This window comes from Methylophilus sp. 5 (assembly GCF_000515275.1).
Classification (GTDB): Bacteria; Pseudomonadota; Gammaproteobacteria; order Burkholderiales; family Methylophilaceae; genus Methylophilus.
Map to the genome: position 1 here is coordinate 2,522,250 of NZ_KI911560.1, position 14,305 is coordinate 2,536,554.

The 14,305-nt window shown below is 49.2% G+C and carries 16 protein-coding genes; 12 read left to right on the forward strand and 4 right to left on the reverse strand.

The features are described from left to right. Positions 1-1,119 carry a 23S rRNA (adenine(2503)-C(2))-methyltransferase RlmN gene (rlmN, locus tag METH5_RS0112235; protein ID WP_029148786.1) on the reverse strand — a complete coding sequence of 373 codons (1,119 nt, stop codon included), beginning with the start codon at positions 1,117-1,119 and terminating at the stop codon, positions 1-3. A gap of 55 nt (positions 1,120-1,174) precedes the next feature. Next, positions 1,175-1,579 (reverse strand): nucleoside-diphosphate kinase, encoded by a 405-nt coding sequence (ndk, locus tag METH5_RS0112240; protein ID WP_029148787.1) that lies wholly within the window; start codon positions 1,577-1,579, stop codon positions 1,175-1,177. A gap of 249 nt (positions 1,580-1,828) precedes the next feature. Between ndk and METH5_RS0112245 the strand changes: the two genes are divergently transcribed. The 5 genes from METH5_RS0112245 to METH5_RS0112265 all read left to right on the forward strand — a co-directional run bounded on the left by METH5_RS0112245 (position 1,829) and on the right by METH5_RS0112265 (position 7,330). Then, the gene (locus tag METH5_RS0112245) at positions 1,829-3,037 is read left to right on the forward strand and encodes a formylmethanofuran dehydrogenase (RefSeq protein WP_029148788.1); all 1,209 of its coding nucleotides are present in this window, start codon (positions 1,829-1,831) and stop codon (positions 3,035-3,037) included. Continuing rightward, positions 3,034-4,698, forward strand: a complete 1,665-nt coding sequence (locus METH5_RS0112250; protein WP_029148789.1) for a formylmethanofuran dehydrogenase subunit A — start codon at positions 3,034-3,036, stop codon at positions 4,696-4,698. The genes METH5_RS0112245 and METH5_RS0112250 overlap by 4 nt, the downstream gene beginning before the upstream one ends. 3 nt (positions 4,699-4,701) lie before the next feature. Continuing rightward, positions 4,702-5,628 carry a formylmethanofuran--tetrahydromethanopterin N-formyltransferase gene (gene fhcD / locus METH5_RS0112255; RefSeq protein ID WP_029148790.1) on the forward strand — a complete coding sequence of 309 codons (927 nt, stop codon included), beginning with the start codon at positions 4,702-4,704 and terminating at the stop codon, positions 5,626-5,628. Next, a complete protein-coding gene (locus METH5_RS0112260; protein WP_029148791.1) occupies positions 5,625-6,296 on the forward strand; it encodes a formylmethanofuran dehydrogenase in 672 nt (223 codons plus the stop codon). The genes fhcD and METH5_RS0112260 overlap by 4 nt, the downstream gene beginning before the upstream one ends. 119 nt (positions 6,297-6,415) lie before the next feature. Then, entirely contained in the window at positions 6,416-7,330 is a 915-nt protein-coding gene (locus tag METH5_RS0112265) for a rhodanese-related sulfurtransferase (RefSeq protein WP_029148792.1), read from the forward strand. 106 nt (positions 7,331-7,436) lie between these two features. Here the strand turns inward: METH5_RS0112265 and METH5_RS0112270 are convergent, their stop codons facing one another. Beyond that, the gene (locus tag METH5_RS0112270; protein WP_029148793.1) at positions 7,437-8,420 is read right to left on the reverse strand and encodes an integron integrase; all 984 of its coding nucleotides are present in this window, start codon (positions 8,418-8,420) and stop codon (positions 7,437-7,439) included. A gap of 143 nt (positions 8,421-8,563) precedes the next feature. Between METH5_RS0112270 and METH5_RS15020 the strand changes: the two genes are divergently transcribed. The 7 genes from METH5_RS15020 to METH5_RS0112300 all read left to right on the forward strand — a co-directional run bounded on the left by METH5_RS15020 (position 8,564) and on the right by METH5_RS0112300 (position 12,690). Beyond that, positions 8,564-8,914, forward strand: a complete 351-nt coding sequence (locus METH5_RS15020) for a hypothetical protein (RefSeq protein ID WP_051412951.1) — start codon at positions 8,564-8,566, stop codon at positions 8,912-8,914. Positions 8,915-9,031: 117 nt separating this feature from the next. Next, positions 9,032-9,478: a hypothetical protein gene (locus tag METH5_RS15685; protein ID WP_157381518.1), complete on the forward strand. Its 447-nt coding sequence runs from the start codon at positions 9,032-9,034 to the stop codon at positions 9,476-9,478. A gap of 388 nt (positions 9,479-9,866) precedes the next feature. Then, positions 9,867-10,094, forward strand: a complete 228-nt coding sequence (locus METH5_RS0112280; RefSeq protein ID WP_029148794.1) for a hypothetical protein — start codon at positions 9,867-9,869, stop codon at positions 10,092-10,094. Between the two features lie 404 nt (positions 10,095-10,498). Continuing rightward, positions 10,499-11,218: a hypothetical protein gene (locus METH5_RS15025; RefSeq protein ID WP_051412954.1), complete on the forward strand. Its 720-nt coding sequence runs from the start codon at positions 10,499-10,501 to the stop codon at positions 11,216-11,218. A 378-nt stretch (positions 11,219-11,596) separates the two neighbouring features. Next, the gene (locus METH5_RS0112290; protein ID WP_029148795.1) at positions 11,597-11,929 is read left to right on the forward strand and encodes a hypothetical protein; all 333 of its coding nucleotides are present in this window, start codon (positions 11,597-11,599) and stop codon (positions 11,927-11,929) included. A 112-nt stretch (positions 11,930-12,041) separates the two neighbouring features. After that, positions 12,042-12,371: a hypothetical protein gene (locus METH5_RS0112295; RefSeq protein WP_029148796.1), complete on the forward strand. Its 330-nt coding sequence runs from the start codon at positions 12,042-12,044 to the stop codon at positions 12,369-12,371. Between the two features lie 97 nt (positions 12,372-12,468). Continuing rightward, positions 12,469-12,690, forward strand: coding sequence for a hypothetical protein (locus METH5_RS0112300; RefSeq protein ID WP_157381519.1), 222 nt, complete (start codon positions 12,469-12,471; stop codon positions 12,688-12,690). 388 nt (positions 12,691-13,078) lie between these two features. Here the strand turns inward: METH5_RS0112300 and METH5_RS15030 are convergent, their stop codons facing one another. After that, positions 13,079-14,179 carry an IS110 family transposase gene (locus tag METH5_RS15030; RefSeq protein WP_232411038.1) on the reverse strand — a complete coding sequence of 367 codons (1,101 nt, stop codon included), beginning with the start codon at positions 14,177-14,179 and terminating at the stop codon, positions 13,079-13,081. Positions 14,180-14,305: the final 126 nt, after the last annotated feature.

A 14,305-nucleotide genomic window follows, 5' to 3' on the forward strand; every position in this document is an offset into this window, starting at 1 on the left:
TTACTGTTCCGGGTGAATCGCGATGGTTTTTTCTGACCGTTTGGTTTTGTCCAACACTTTGCCCGCGAGTTGACCGCAGGCTGCATCAATATCATCACCGCGTGTTTTACGCACGGTGACCACAAACCCAGCCTGCATTAACATATCACGAAATGCACGCACCTGCATTGGTTTGGAGGTGCCGTAACCGCTGTTAGGGAACGGGTTAAAAGGAATCAGGTTAAATTTGCACGGCACATTGCGCACAATGTTAATCAGTTGCTTGGCATGCTCCAGCGTGTCATTCACGCCGTCCAGCATCACATATTCAAACGTCACAAAGTCACGTGGCGCTTTGACCAGATAGCGCTCACAGGCAGCCATCAGGTCTTTAATCGGATATTTTTTATTGATAGGCACGATTTCGTCGCGCAGGGCATCGTTAGGGGCATGCAGCGAAACGGCCAGTGCCACCGGGCAGTCTTCTTTTAAGCGGTCCATCGCTGGCACCATACCGCTGGTTGACAGTGTCACGCGGCGGCGGCTCAAGCCATAAGCGCTGTCGTCGAGCATGATTTGCATGGCGGTGACGACGTTGTCATAGTTGGCGAGCGGTTCACCCATGCCCATCATCACCACATTGGAGATAATGCGCTCACCGGGCGGCAGTAAGTCATAGCCAGGCGCCTGTCGCAAGGCGTGGTTGGCAATCCATAACTGGCCGATGATTTCAGATACATTTAAGTTGCGGTTAAAGCCCTGACGACCGGTGCTGCAAAAAGTGCATTCAAGCGCACAGCCTACCTGGCTTGAGATACACAGCGTGCCACGGTCATCTTCAGGGATAAAAACGGTTTCTACACTGTTGTTAGTGCCGTCTTTTAAGTTGTTGGTGCCGACCAGCCATTTGCGCGTGCCATCATCAGACACTTGCTCAAGCTGAATGTCAGGCAATTTGAATTCGGTTTCCTGGCGCAGTTTTTCGCGCAGGGTTTTGGCAATGTCGGTCATCTGATCGAGTTCAAGTACCCCGAAATGATGCATCCAGCGCATCAATTGCTTGGCGCGAAAAGGCTTCTCGCCGAGACTTGCAAAGTACTCGGCGAGTTGCGGTTGGTTAAAATTAAGTAAGTTAACCAAGTGTATTTCCTAGTTCGATATCAATAAAACGTCAGTGTTGACGAAAGTAAATTGATTAACCGAAGAAATATTTGATTTCAATGGCTGCGTTTTCCAGCGAATCGGAACCGTGTACAGCGTTAGCATCAATGCTCTCAGCGAAGTCAGCACGGATAGTGCCTGGTGCTGCATCTTTTGGGTTAGTCGCACCCATCAGGTCGCGGTGTGTCAATACAGCGTTTTCGCCTTCCAGTGCTTGAATCATCACTGGGCCTGAAATCATGAACTTGACCAGGTCGTTGAAGAAAGGACGCTCTTTGTGTACTGCGTAGAAGCCTTCAGCTTCAGCTTGTGACAGTTGTGCCATTTTAGCCGCAACAATTTTCAAGCCAGCGTTTTCAAAACGGGTGTAGATTTGACCAATCACGTTTTTTGCAACAGCGTCTGGTTTGATAATGCTAAGTGTGCGCTCTAAAGCCATGAGAACTCCAATAAATTAATTAACAAGAAAAACAAACGACTATTCTACTATTTTTAACGTGATTGATAAACCGCATTGATGCACCTAAGTGATGACTTTCGTCAGTTTATTGCTTTAAATAGCAGGCATTCATTGCTTTATTTTTTTTATCTATCCAACATAGATGTTTTATGATGTGATGATTGCAAACGACGACGTGCGTATTCGTTTTCAATAAATGGACGATCAAAACGAGAGACCTCATAAGCCATGACAAATCAACAAGACAGTATGCATGCTTGCCCGGCCTGTGGCTTGCTATGCGACGATATTTCGGGGGATGCCATTGCCAGGCAGCAGTTTTCGTGTGGCAAGGCGGCAAAATTTTATGCGCGGGTAACCACAGGCGTATCGCCGCAGGTGGCTGGTCAACCCGCATCATTGGCCGAGGCAGTTAAGGCCGCGGCGGCAGCGCTCAAGCAGGCAAGCGCGCCATTGGTCGCCGGTAGCAGCACCGATGTGCATGGGGCGCGTGCGCTGGTTAGCCTGGCCCAACAGACGGGGGCCGCCATGACACATATCAATGCCAGCAGCACTTTGCGCAATATGAAAGTATTGCAGCACCGTGGCTGGCAAACCACCACGCTGACCGAGGTACGCAACCGTGCCGATGTGATTTTGATGATAGGCACCGACGTGGTCAGCCATAACACCCGCTTTTTTGATCGCGTGGTGTGGGTAGATGAAGCCATGTTTACTGAGCCTGCGGCCCGCAAGATTATTTACCTGGGCGGCGACAAATTGAGTACCAAGCCTGGTGTGTCGCCCGATGGCCGCGCGCCAGAGGTGATTGCCTGTGCGTCTGAACATTTGCCCGAAGTGGTGGCTATGTTGCGCGCGTTGGTGATGGATAAGCCAGTGACGGCGACAACGGTGGCCGGTGTGGCGGTGAGCACCTTAAAGTCTCTTGCTGAGACATTGAAAGCGGCCAAATATGCCACGTTGGTGTGGGTATCTAAAGATTTGCATTACGACCATGCTGAACTCACCATTGAAAATATCACCGAAACGGTGGTTGCACTCAATCAGAAGAGCCGCGCCATGGGCTTGTCTATGGGTGGCAGCGATGGTGATACCAGCGTGAACTATGCGCATACCTGGCTCAACGGCGTCATTATTGATGCGCCTGAGTGGGAGAGCCATGACGCGGTGGTGTGGGTCAATAGTTATAGCCCGCAAGCCATGCCGCCTGCAGGCACTGCGCCTGTGATTGTGCTGGGCGCGCCTGACAGTACTTTTGCCGCGGCCCCGGCAGTGTTTATTCCAGTGGCAACCCCGGGCCTTGATTGCAACGGCCAGCAGTTCCGTGTTGACGGTTCTGTAACCTTGCCATTGACGGCAGCTAAACCGACTGACTTGCCAACACTGACGCAAGTGGTGGCCATGATAGAAGCGCAATTAAAAGGAGATTTGGCATGATTACGCTGCTCAAGAATGCCAAAGTGATTGACCCTGCCCATAACAAAGATGGTGTGGTACAAGATATTTATATCCGCGATGGCCGTATTATCGCCAAACCGGCCGACAGTGAAAAAATCGGCCAGGTGCACGACCTTAACGGCAAGATCGTGATGGCTGGTGCCATTGATATGCACAGCCATATTGGTGGCGGCAAAGTGAATATTGCACGCATGCTGCTGCCGGAATATCAGGCCATGCGTCGCCTGGATGAGCCCGAAGCCCATATCTGTGGCGCCAACTGTAGCCACCACGCCACACCGAATACCACCGATACCGGCATGCGCTATATTGAGATGGGCTATACCGCTGCGTTTGAGCCTGCGATTTTAGCCGTCAATGCGCGTCAGGCGCATATGGAGATGGGCGATACGCCCATGATCGACAAAGGCGGTTATGCCATGCTGGGCAATGACGATTATTTTTTACGTTTGCTGAGCCAGAATGCCGACCAGAAAACCATTAATGATTACGTAGCCTGGACGCTGCACGCGACACAAACCATAGGCATTAAAGTGGTCAACCCGGGTGGTATTTCTGCCTTTAAGTTTAATGAGCGCCGCCAAGATTTAGATCAGCAGCATAGCCATTACCACATCACGCCGCGCCGTATTTTGCAGGCCTTGAGCCGCGCGGTGAACGAGATTGGCATTGCCAAGCCTTTGCACGTGCACTGTAATAACCTGGGCGTGGCCGGTAACTTTCAGACCACCTTAGATACCATGGGTGCTAGCGATGGATTGCCCATGCATTTGACGCATATCCAGTTTCACAGCTACGGCACAGAGGGCGATAAAAAGTTTTCTTCTGCGGCGGCCAATATTGCTGAGGCGATTAATAGCAATAAACATATCACGGCCGATGTGGGGCAGATTTTGTTCGGGCAAACCGTGACTGCGTCTGGCGACAATATGATGCAGCACTTGAACGCCAAAGTCGCTAACCCGAAAAAATCAGTGATTATGGATATTGAATGCGACGCTGGTTGCGGTGTGGTGCCGTTTAAGTATCGTGACCAGAACTATGTGAACGCCTTGCAATGGGCGATTGGGCTGGAGGTGTTTTTGAGTGTGGATGACCCGTGGCGCGTGTTTTTAACCACCGACCACCCGAACGGCGCACCGTTTACCAGCTATCCGCACCTGATTCGTTTGCTGATGGATAAAACTTTCCGTAACGATGCATTTGACAAGCTGAATCTCAATGCGCAAGCCATGAGCAACCTGAAGTCGCTGGACCGTGAATATAGCCTGTATGAAATTGCCACTATGACGCGCTCAGCACCGGCCAAGCTGATTGGCTTGCAAGACCGAGGCCATTTAGGCGTGGGCGCGGCGGCGGATATCACGGTTTATACCGATCAGCCCGATAAAGAAGCCATGTTTGCCAAACCTGACCTGGTGTTTAAAGACGGTGAGCTGGTGGTAAAAGACGGCAAAGTGATTAAAGTGGTGTGGGGCGCAACGCATACCGCCAAACCGACCTTTGACCTCGGTGTAGAAAAAGACATCAAACATTATTTTGATCGCTACCACACCATGCAAATGCAAAACTTTAAAATTTCTAATGACCAGATTGCGGAAGATGGCCGCAACCATGTCATTAACCATGTGCAGGGGTAACGTATGGTGATTAATGGGGTTGAAATTGATGATACCTTTGCCGAAGCATTTAATATGCGCGGCACGCGTATTCTGATTACCGCGCAAAACCTGCGCTGGGCCTATAACGCCGCCAACGCCATGACTGGCTTTGCCACCAGCGTGATTGGCTGTGGCGTAGAGGCTGGCATAGAGCGCGCACTGAGCGAGGATGAAACGCCAGATGGCCGTCCTGGCCTCAGTGTGCTGATGTTTGCCATGGGCAGTAAAGTGCTGATGCAGCAACTGGAAACCCGCATGGGGCAATGTATTCTCACGTGCCCAACGGCGGCGGCATTTGCAGGTATTGAGTCTGAAGACATGATTAGCCTGGGCAAGCATTTACGCTTTTTTGGCGATGGTTACCAGGTCTCCAAACAAATCCCGGATGCGAACGGCAAGCTCAAGCGCTATTGGCGTATCCCCGTGATGGATGGCGAATTTTTAACCGAGGAAACCACAGGTATGGTGCGCGCCATTGGCGGCGGTAACTTTCTGGTATTGGGCGCGAGCCAGGCGCAAGTACTCACCGCCTGCGAAGCGGCGATTGACGCCATGCGCAAATTGCCTAATGTGATTATGCCTTTCCCGGGCGGCGTAGTGCGCTCTGGCTCCAAGGTCGGTAGCAAGTACCCAAAAATGTTTGCCAGTACCAATGATGCTTTTTGCCCGACACTCAAAGGTGTGGTCAAGAGCGAGCTCGACCCACGCGTAGAAAGTGTGATGGAAATCGTGGTCAATGGCCTGACATTTGAAGATATTGCTGTTTCAATGAAGGCAGGCATAGAAGCAGCGTGTGGGTTAGGTAAAGATAATGGCATCTTGCGAGTGTCTGCCGGTAATTACGGCGGCAAGCTGGGGCAACACCACTTTAAGCTGCGTCCAATTTTAAGCGGGGAGGTAAGCGCATGAGCCATATCACTTTAACGGCTAAAGCAGTTTCACGCAGCATTGATTGCCGCGCTTTATTACCCCTTGCCTTGCAAGGCAAAACAGTGGCCGAGATTGCAGCAATCAAACTGGCCGCCAACCTCAGCGTGGCCGATGTGTTTGAGGTTAGTGTTGATGAGGCTGTAGCCGCATTACAGCTGACGTTTAAAAACACCACTTGTGCACACCAATATATTGGTTTTGGCATGACCAGCGGGCAAATTAACGTAGCGGGTGACGCCGGTGATTTTTTAGGGGCGCAACTGCAAAACGGTGTGCTCATTTGCACAGGCAACGCGGGTGCACGCGCGGGCGACCGTATGCGCCGCGGCATGTTGTTGATAGAAGGCAATGCGGGGGACTATTGCGCCTCGGACATGATGGCAGGCACGCTAGGCGTGCTTGGCACGACAGGGGCTTATTTAGGCTATGGCATGAAGCGTGGCACGCTGTTGTTACAGCACACGCCAGCTGCGCAAGCCACTTGGGTAGACTGCGGTTTTCACAAGTTGCCTTTCCTTAATATCTTGTATAAATCGTTTAAACGGCTGGATAGCCGCTTTGCGCAGATTAATAGCCAGCGAGTACAGCGCTGGGCGGGCGACATGGGTGGCTTGGGCAAAGCTGAAATACTTGTGATTCAACCTTAAGTCTTGTTTGTGAGCTCTATTTAGCTATTTTTAATCAACGGGCCTGGTGCCCGTTTTTCTTTTTGCATCAGAGAGTTGCAGTGGTAAAATCGCGTTTTTGAAATAAAGTCTGTGTTGAAATGAGTCAATACCTCACCGCCGCCCTCTACAAATTTGTCACGTTAAATGACTACAAAGACTTGCAACAACCGATTTTAGAGGCCTGCCAACAGCGGCATATTAAAGGCACTTTGCTACTGGCGAATGAAGGCATTAACGGCACCATTGCCGGTGCAGCGGATGATATTGCGTCTATTCTGACGTATTTGCGCCAGGACCCGCGTTTGGTCGACCTGGAACATAAAGAATCGTGGGCAGATAGCCATCCGTTTTACCGCATGAAAGTTAAACTCAAAAAAGAAATCGTCACCATGGGGGTGCAAGGTGTAGATCCGAATGACGTCGTGGGCACCTATGTCAAGCCAGAGGACTGGAATGCCATTATTTCAGACCCCGACGTGATTGTGTTGGATACCCGTAATGACTATGAGGTACACATTGGCACCTTTAAAGGCGCCATAGACCCAAAAACCACGACGTTCCGTGAGTTTCCCAAATACGTTGCCGACAACCTGGATAAAACCAAACATAAAAAAGTGGCCATGTTCTGCACCGGCGGTATCCGTTGTGAAAAAGCGTCTTCTTTCATGAAGCAACAAGGCTTCGAAGAGGTGTATCACTTGCAAGGCGGTATCCTCAAATACCTTGAGACTATTCCTAAAGAGGAAAGCTTGTGGGAGGGTGATTGCTTTGTGTTTGACCAGCGGGTGGCTGTGAAACATGGGCTGGAGGTGGGCGACCATGATCAATGCTATGCCTGCCGCATGCCACTGACGCAAGCAGAAATGCAAAGCGAGCAATACGAGGCTGGGATTTCTTGCCCGTATTGCTTTGACAAACTCTCTGCCGAGAAAAAAGAAGCGCTCCGTGAGCGGCAAAAGCAGGTCAAACTGGCTAAGTTACGCGGTAAACAGCATATCGGCGAACAGAACTAAATTTCAACCCGTCTGTTGTCATTTCAAAAGCCAATCTCATCAGGTTGGCTTTTTTATTCTGGTTGAGCTTTAAGTGAATTAAAATCGCTTGCTAGCAAAGTCTGGTTCACATCACATCCAGTGGGCTACTCACGCCACGCCCGCCCTTATTGAGCACATGCGTATAAATCATAGTGGTTGATACATCACTGTGCCCCAATAACTCCTGCACCGTGCGAATATCATAACCGCCTTCCAGCAGATGTGTCGCAAAGCTGTGCCGCAGCGTGTGTGGTGTGGCCAGTTTAGCGATATTGCCCGCCTTGGCAGCCTTTTTTACCGCGCGTTGCACCGTTTTTTCATCAGCATGGTGGCGGCGAATCTGGTTGTTTGTCGGGTCTATAGAGCGCTTGATGGAAGGAAACACATATTGCCAAGACCACTCGCGCCCAGCCCCAGGGTATTTTTTATCAAGCGCCATCGGCATAAACACCTCACCAAAACCTGCCGCCAAGTCCTCATCATGCAACTGTTTTACTTTAAGCAAATGTTGTTTTAAAGGCTCAATCAAGGCCGCAGGCAGCATAGTAACCCGGTCTTTAAAGCCCTTGCCTTCGCGCACTAAAATCTCCCTTTTAACAAAGTCTATATCTTTCACCCGCAAACGCAGACACTCCATCACGCGCAAGCCACTACCATATAGCAAACTACCAATCAGCCACATCGTGCCATCCAGCCGGTTGAGCAGGGCTTGTACCTCAGGCTTGTTAAGCACCACCGGCATGCGCTTAGGCACTTTGGCTTGTGTCACATTGTCCAGCCATGGCAGCTCAATCTCCAGCACCTCTTTATATAAAAACAGCAGGGCGCTTTTCGCCTGATTTTGCGTGCTGGCAGACACATTGCGTGCCACCGCCAAATGCGTTAAAAAGTCCTCCACCTCAGCCACACCCATATCACGCGGATGTCGCTTGCCATGGTGCAAAATATAGCGTTTAATCCAATTTACATATGTATCCTCGGTGCGCTTGCTGTAATGCTTCACTCGCAACCGCTCTACAATAGAAGGAAACAACTTTGGCGCTGGTTTTACCTCAGGTGTGTTTTCCATAGCGTAACTCCTAAACTCAGGTGTAATATAAAGATACTCCTCATTGATTTTATTATGATAAATAAATCTATAAATTTTATAGCCCCCAGACTAAATAAAATATTATTGTCGTTTTTGGGGTCTAATTAACGTTAGGTTTAATAATGAGCAACTTAAAGAAATTGCTTTCTATCTTATTAATTTGGCCATTAACTTGCTTTGCAGATGGAAAGACAGCTTGGAAATTTGACCAAGCCAGAAACGTTGCAACAGTTACAACAAAAAAAGTAATGCTAGAAAAATACCCCATATTAATGGCTATACATTATGCACATGATGACTCTTGGGCATTTACCTGTGGCACAACAAACAAATCTGAAGACCTGATGCTAGTCAGCATGGGACAAATCGTAGATCTAGACCCAACGCTGCGCAATATTGCAGATTTACCGCCTGGTTGGAGTGCTACAAGAAAAACGATAAATTCAAATTGGGTTCGTATTAAAGATGAGTAAACCTAACCCATCAGTCAAGCGGGACTGGCGAAAGCGCGCTTTGAATAAGCAATTATTAATAACGAGGGTTGAGCCACCACTGTCGCCAGCCCCTTACTTCAAACGTTAGGAGGCTATGTGAGCACCAAGAACATTGACCCACTGCATTGGTTCGGCTCTGCCTTTACAGCCTCTACGGTTCTTTGTCTTTTCAGCATGGTTGCCACATTTTTTATAAAAACAGATAGCACCGCATTGGGTATCTTCCTCTGGCAAGTTATTCTTGGCTTCTCATATACCCCTGCAATTCTTGTTTGTTCAATACCTCTCACTTGGCTTACCTGGCGACTCATCAAAAACTACCAGCTAAGCAGAGTCTTTTCAGCTCTGGCGGTTGGGGTAAGTACAGCATTGCTTGTAGCCGCTTCTAACCTTCCATATTTTGTAAGTGTGCATTTGTTGCCAGTACCTTATGATCTACTAGTTGTTACAGCGGGTGTGGCTTTAAACATTGCGGCCTTTTTATGGCTATCGTCGCCACCTAACCCATCATTCAAGCGGGACTGGCTAAAGCCAGCCCCTTAATTCAAACGTTAGGCCTAGCTAAAACCACAGTGTAGCTGCCAAGCCCGTAGTTATTGCCTCGCAGAGCATCGGTTTTTAGTTTTATTTGGCGTTGCAGGTCGGTGTGGTTTGTTGCGCCGCAGGTCAGTTTAGTTTGGGTGGTTAGTGGTTTCAGGTTTCGTTGGGCTAAGCACGTTAAAGTCAGTTAAATTGGTGTTGCCGCTGTAGGTTTTAGCTTTGGTGGTTTTAAGGTAAAGTTTCAGTCAATTCACGGTTTGGGGTCAGTGCTCATAGCAACATGGTTTCATATTCACGGTGGGTTGTTGTCTCAGCAGCCTAACCCATCATTCAAGCGGGACTGGCTAAAGCCAGCCCCTTAATTCAAACGTTAGGCTTGTCAAAACCAATCATGACTGAAAATTTAATGCGTAAAAAACAAGAAACCTTAGGTCGCTGGGGTCTGACCATTACAGCACTCATGCTTGTTATTAGTTCTGCCGTTCTGTTTTTTAGCAACGCATCCTCGTGGTTGGTTGGTGGTCTTTTTATTTGCGGGCTTGGGCTACTTTGGCTTGCTTTGGCAGCAAGCGCTAAAGTTGCGGTCAAACTTGGTAATTTTTTCCCTCTGGGGTTTTAGTTCATGGCAACATTTGTCCTTATTCACGGGCTGTGCTTTTCTCACCAGCCTAACCCATCATTCAAGCGGGACGCCTAACGGCGCCCCTTAATTCAAACGTTAGGGTTTAGCTGTTTTAATTAAGTGAAATATGTAGCGTTTGCGGTATTAAGCAGCGGTTTAATGTGGTGGTATTTTAAGGTGTTTAGGCTTGGCTGGCGTTTAGGTGGTGGTGGTTTGCAGCCTCGCTGGTTTAAGTAAGGTTTAGGTGGGCGCAGTGTTTATGTCTGTGCTTTTTTTAATATTCAGTTTGGTGGGGGTTGATATGTTGCAGGTCTTTGCTAGCTTTGCCCTAACCCGTCATTCAACTGGGACACGCTAAAGCGTGCCCGTTAATTCAAACGTTAGGCGTCGGAAGGAACGGTATGCAACTTCCAAATTGGGCAAAGATCCTGTGGTGGTCGATCCTCGTCGGAGTCCTCACCTACTTCCTGCGCGAACGCCTGCCCGATCTACTCACTGGCAAGGCGGCAGCCGCCGACATCGCTGCGTTCGGCGTATGGATGGCACTGCTGTTGGCTCCGTTGTTCAACGAAGTCACGCTTCTCGGAGTGACTCTCAAGAATCAAATTGAGGAGCTGAAAGACCACATAGCTACACAGATCGCCGATGTCCGCGCAGATGTTCGAAACGCGGTAGATGTAAGAGCCACGGTGAGCCCAACCTTCAATCTTCCTGGCCCGCCCTCAGATGCGCAGCTACCCGCAATCGAAGCTCAAGTTAAGGCAGCAGTTGCCGCTGCACTTGCAGAGCATGGGTCGTCTACACCAGTATCCACAGATTTCGTTGTCTCAGACGACGTAGCGTACTTGTTCGCCACCCGATATCACATCGAGTCAGAGTTGCGGCGCTTGGCATCTGACAGAGAGATCGGCGCGACCATAAGACGAGTACCGCCAACACATCTTCTGTCCCGCTCTTTGGTCGAAAGTGGCTTGCTAAGTCCGCGCCTGGGAAATGCAATTCGAGAGGTGTACTCAGTTTGCTCGCCAGCAATTCACGGTGAACCTGTAACCGCCGCGCAGGTATCGTTCGTCCGCGACGTTGGCCCGGAGTTGATCGCCGCACTGAGGTCGATCGAGTGACGCCTAACCCTTCCATCGAGGGGATGCCCAAAAGGCTGCGCCTTTTGTGCACCCCTCATGTCAAACGTTAGGGTTTAGCTGTTTTACTTAAGTTAAATGTGCAGCGTTTGCGCTATTAAGCAGCGGTTTAATGTGGTGCGGTTTTAAGGTGTTTAGGGTTGGCTGGCGTTTAGGTTGTGCTGGTTTGCAGCAGCGCTGGTTTAAGTAAGGTTTAGGTGGGCGCAGCGTTAATGTCTGTGCTTTTTTTAATATTGCGTTTGGTGGGGGTTACATGTTGCAGGTTTTTGCTAGCTTTGCCCTAACCCGTCATTCAACTGGGACGCGACTACGTCGCGCCCGTTAATTCGAACGTTAGGCTATTGATAAATACACACGGAAATGAAAAATATGCAATTAAATGAAATAGCTGAACTCGCAATGAAAATTCGAGAAAAATACCATCTGTTGGAGAAAAAGCATCATGGGAGTGAGTGGACTATTGAAGAAGATGCACTGGCTTTCTTAACTGATGCTAGCTTGGTGGGTCGTCTCACTATGTCCCAGCAGGGACGTTGGCCATCTGGAGACGAAGACTTATCGCAACTCAAACACAAGCTTGGAGAAAGTGTCTGGTGGTTAATCGTGCTATCACAGCGAATGAACATTGACATTTGCGAGGTAGTGGAAACGTTTCTAAAGAATACAGAAGATAAGTTGAGCAGTATTAAATAGTTTTATGTTCATCAAAAACCATGCAAATCAAAATTATGCCTAACCCATCATTCAAGCGGGACGCCTAACGGCGCCCCTTAATTCAAACGTTAGGCATTTATTAAGGAATCTCATGACACGTAGCGAAAGAGCAATGCAAGTTTGGCAAATTCTTATTGGTGCAGCTCACAATCGACAAACTCTCACGTATGGTCAAGTCGCAGAACATCTTGAATTTGAAGGTGCTGGCGTTTTAGCACCAATTTTAGGCTGCATCATGAGTTATTGTGAAGCCAAAAATTTACCGCCACTTACCTGCTTAGTCGTAAATAAAACCACTGGTTTACCTGGTGCAGGTCTCACGACAGTTGAAGATTTACCCACTGAAAGGGAAGCTGTTTATAACCAAAACTGGTTCGCTATGTATCCTGTGCAAATACCAGATTTAGAGTCACATGCCTAACCCATCCATCAAGCGGGACGCCTAGCGGCGCCCCTTATGTCAAACGTTAGAGGTATTGTTGCTTTTTCTTATTTTCACCAGATCAGGGTACGATGATTTGATAGCTCAAATCAAACCAAACCCAACATCTATTTGGCTAAATTATGGCGTTTTGACTCCGCTGGAAATCAATGAGCTTCGAAAATCCAGCTACAATGTTACTGAGTTTTTAAAGCCCATAAACACCAATGACAATGCTGCTTTGGAGGCCGCAATTGAAACAGTGCAAGAGCATCATATCGGGCAAAATGTTTGGGTTGAGCATATTTCCAACCTCTAACCCATCTCTAGGGACTTCCGCCACGTGTCAAGCAAAACCCTCCTGAACACCCGAGTTTTCGGGTGTTTTTATTTGTTTCATATTCATAGCATCACAGCAGCCATACCTGCCAGTTTTTGATAGCCCATAAAGGGTTAAACTGCATCTCTCTAGTCGGCCTTATTGCGGATCATTGGCTACTTCGCGGGCCAGGATAATAGCCGCGCACAGAGACCTCATTCATTCATTCATCGGCCTAACAAGAACGCACTGATCAGGCTTGTTCTTTTGAAAGTCGGCCATTGGGTTAGTCAGGTTCTCTCTGTGCTCGGTCTAACCTCTTTGCTATCTGCTTTGGCAGGGTTGGTTCATTGATTTAAGCTGAATTTACAACTCGTTTAAAGCGGCTTCATGCCAGATTTAAATCACGTATGTTGATTTGCCTCTGGCAATTGGCAGCGGGCGCCTGCCAGCGCTGCCAGACGTTAGCATCGTATCCAGTGTCTTTTGCCAGTATGGCCCACATCATGCGCGCATGTTTGTTGGCAATGGCGACCAGTGTTTTGTGATAGCCTACGCGCTGATACACGCTGACTATCCACTGCTGCAAACGGCTGGCTTTGTCTTGCGTTTGTCGCAAGGCAACCTGCAAGGTGCTTTTAGCACCTTGTACCAGCAGGCTACGCACATAAGTGTCGCCGCGCCGGCTGGTTCTGCCCAGCCTGGTTTTACCGCCCGAGCTCATCTGTCTGGGCGTGAGTCCCAGCCACGCGGCAAACTGTCTGCCATTTTTAAACTGACTTGCATTGACAACGGTTGCCAGAGTAGCGCTGGCTGTCAGCGTGCCTATGCCTGTCATCACGGTCAGTCGCAGTGCTGCCGGTTGTGAGGTGAGATGCTGGCGTATATGCTGGTCACACAGCGCTATGTGTTCATGCACAGATTTCAGATACCGCAGCGATTGCTCTATCGCCAAGCGTAGCCCTTCGGGGATAGCACAATCGGCGGTCAGCCCTGGTAAAGCGCGTATCAGCTTATCGGCACTGCGAGGCGGCCAAATGCCAAACTCGCCGAGCAATCCACGCATACGGTTTAAATGTGCGGTGCGCTCTTCCTTATAGCCTTCACGCAGCCGATGCCAGACCAGTACAGATTGCTGCTCAACGCTTTTAATCGCCACAAAGCGCATGGTCGGTTGTCTGGCTGCAATGGCAATCGGTTCGGCATCATTGCGGTCATTTTTAGCGGCCATACTTTTACGAAACGGCTGTACAAACTCAGGCGCCATCAAGCGAGCGGTATGCCCAAGCGCAGCAAACCATCGCCCCCAATGATGCGATGAACCACAGGCTTCCATGGCGATGTTACAAGGCTGCAACTGCTGCGCCCAAGCCACAAAAGCATCACGTTTAAGCGCTTTGTGATACACCACCGCCCCAGTTACATCCATGGCACACACAGCAAAGACATCTTTTGCCAAATCAATCCCTATCGTTGTAACATTGCTCATGACTTCTCCTCTCGTTTTGATTGAATAATGCTGATCACATTAACTTACCTTCAATCGCGGTTATGGGTTACCAATTCGAGTGGGGGAAGTCCCTTTTATTCAGTCAAGCGGGACTGGCGAAAGCGC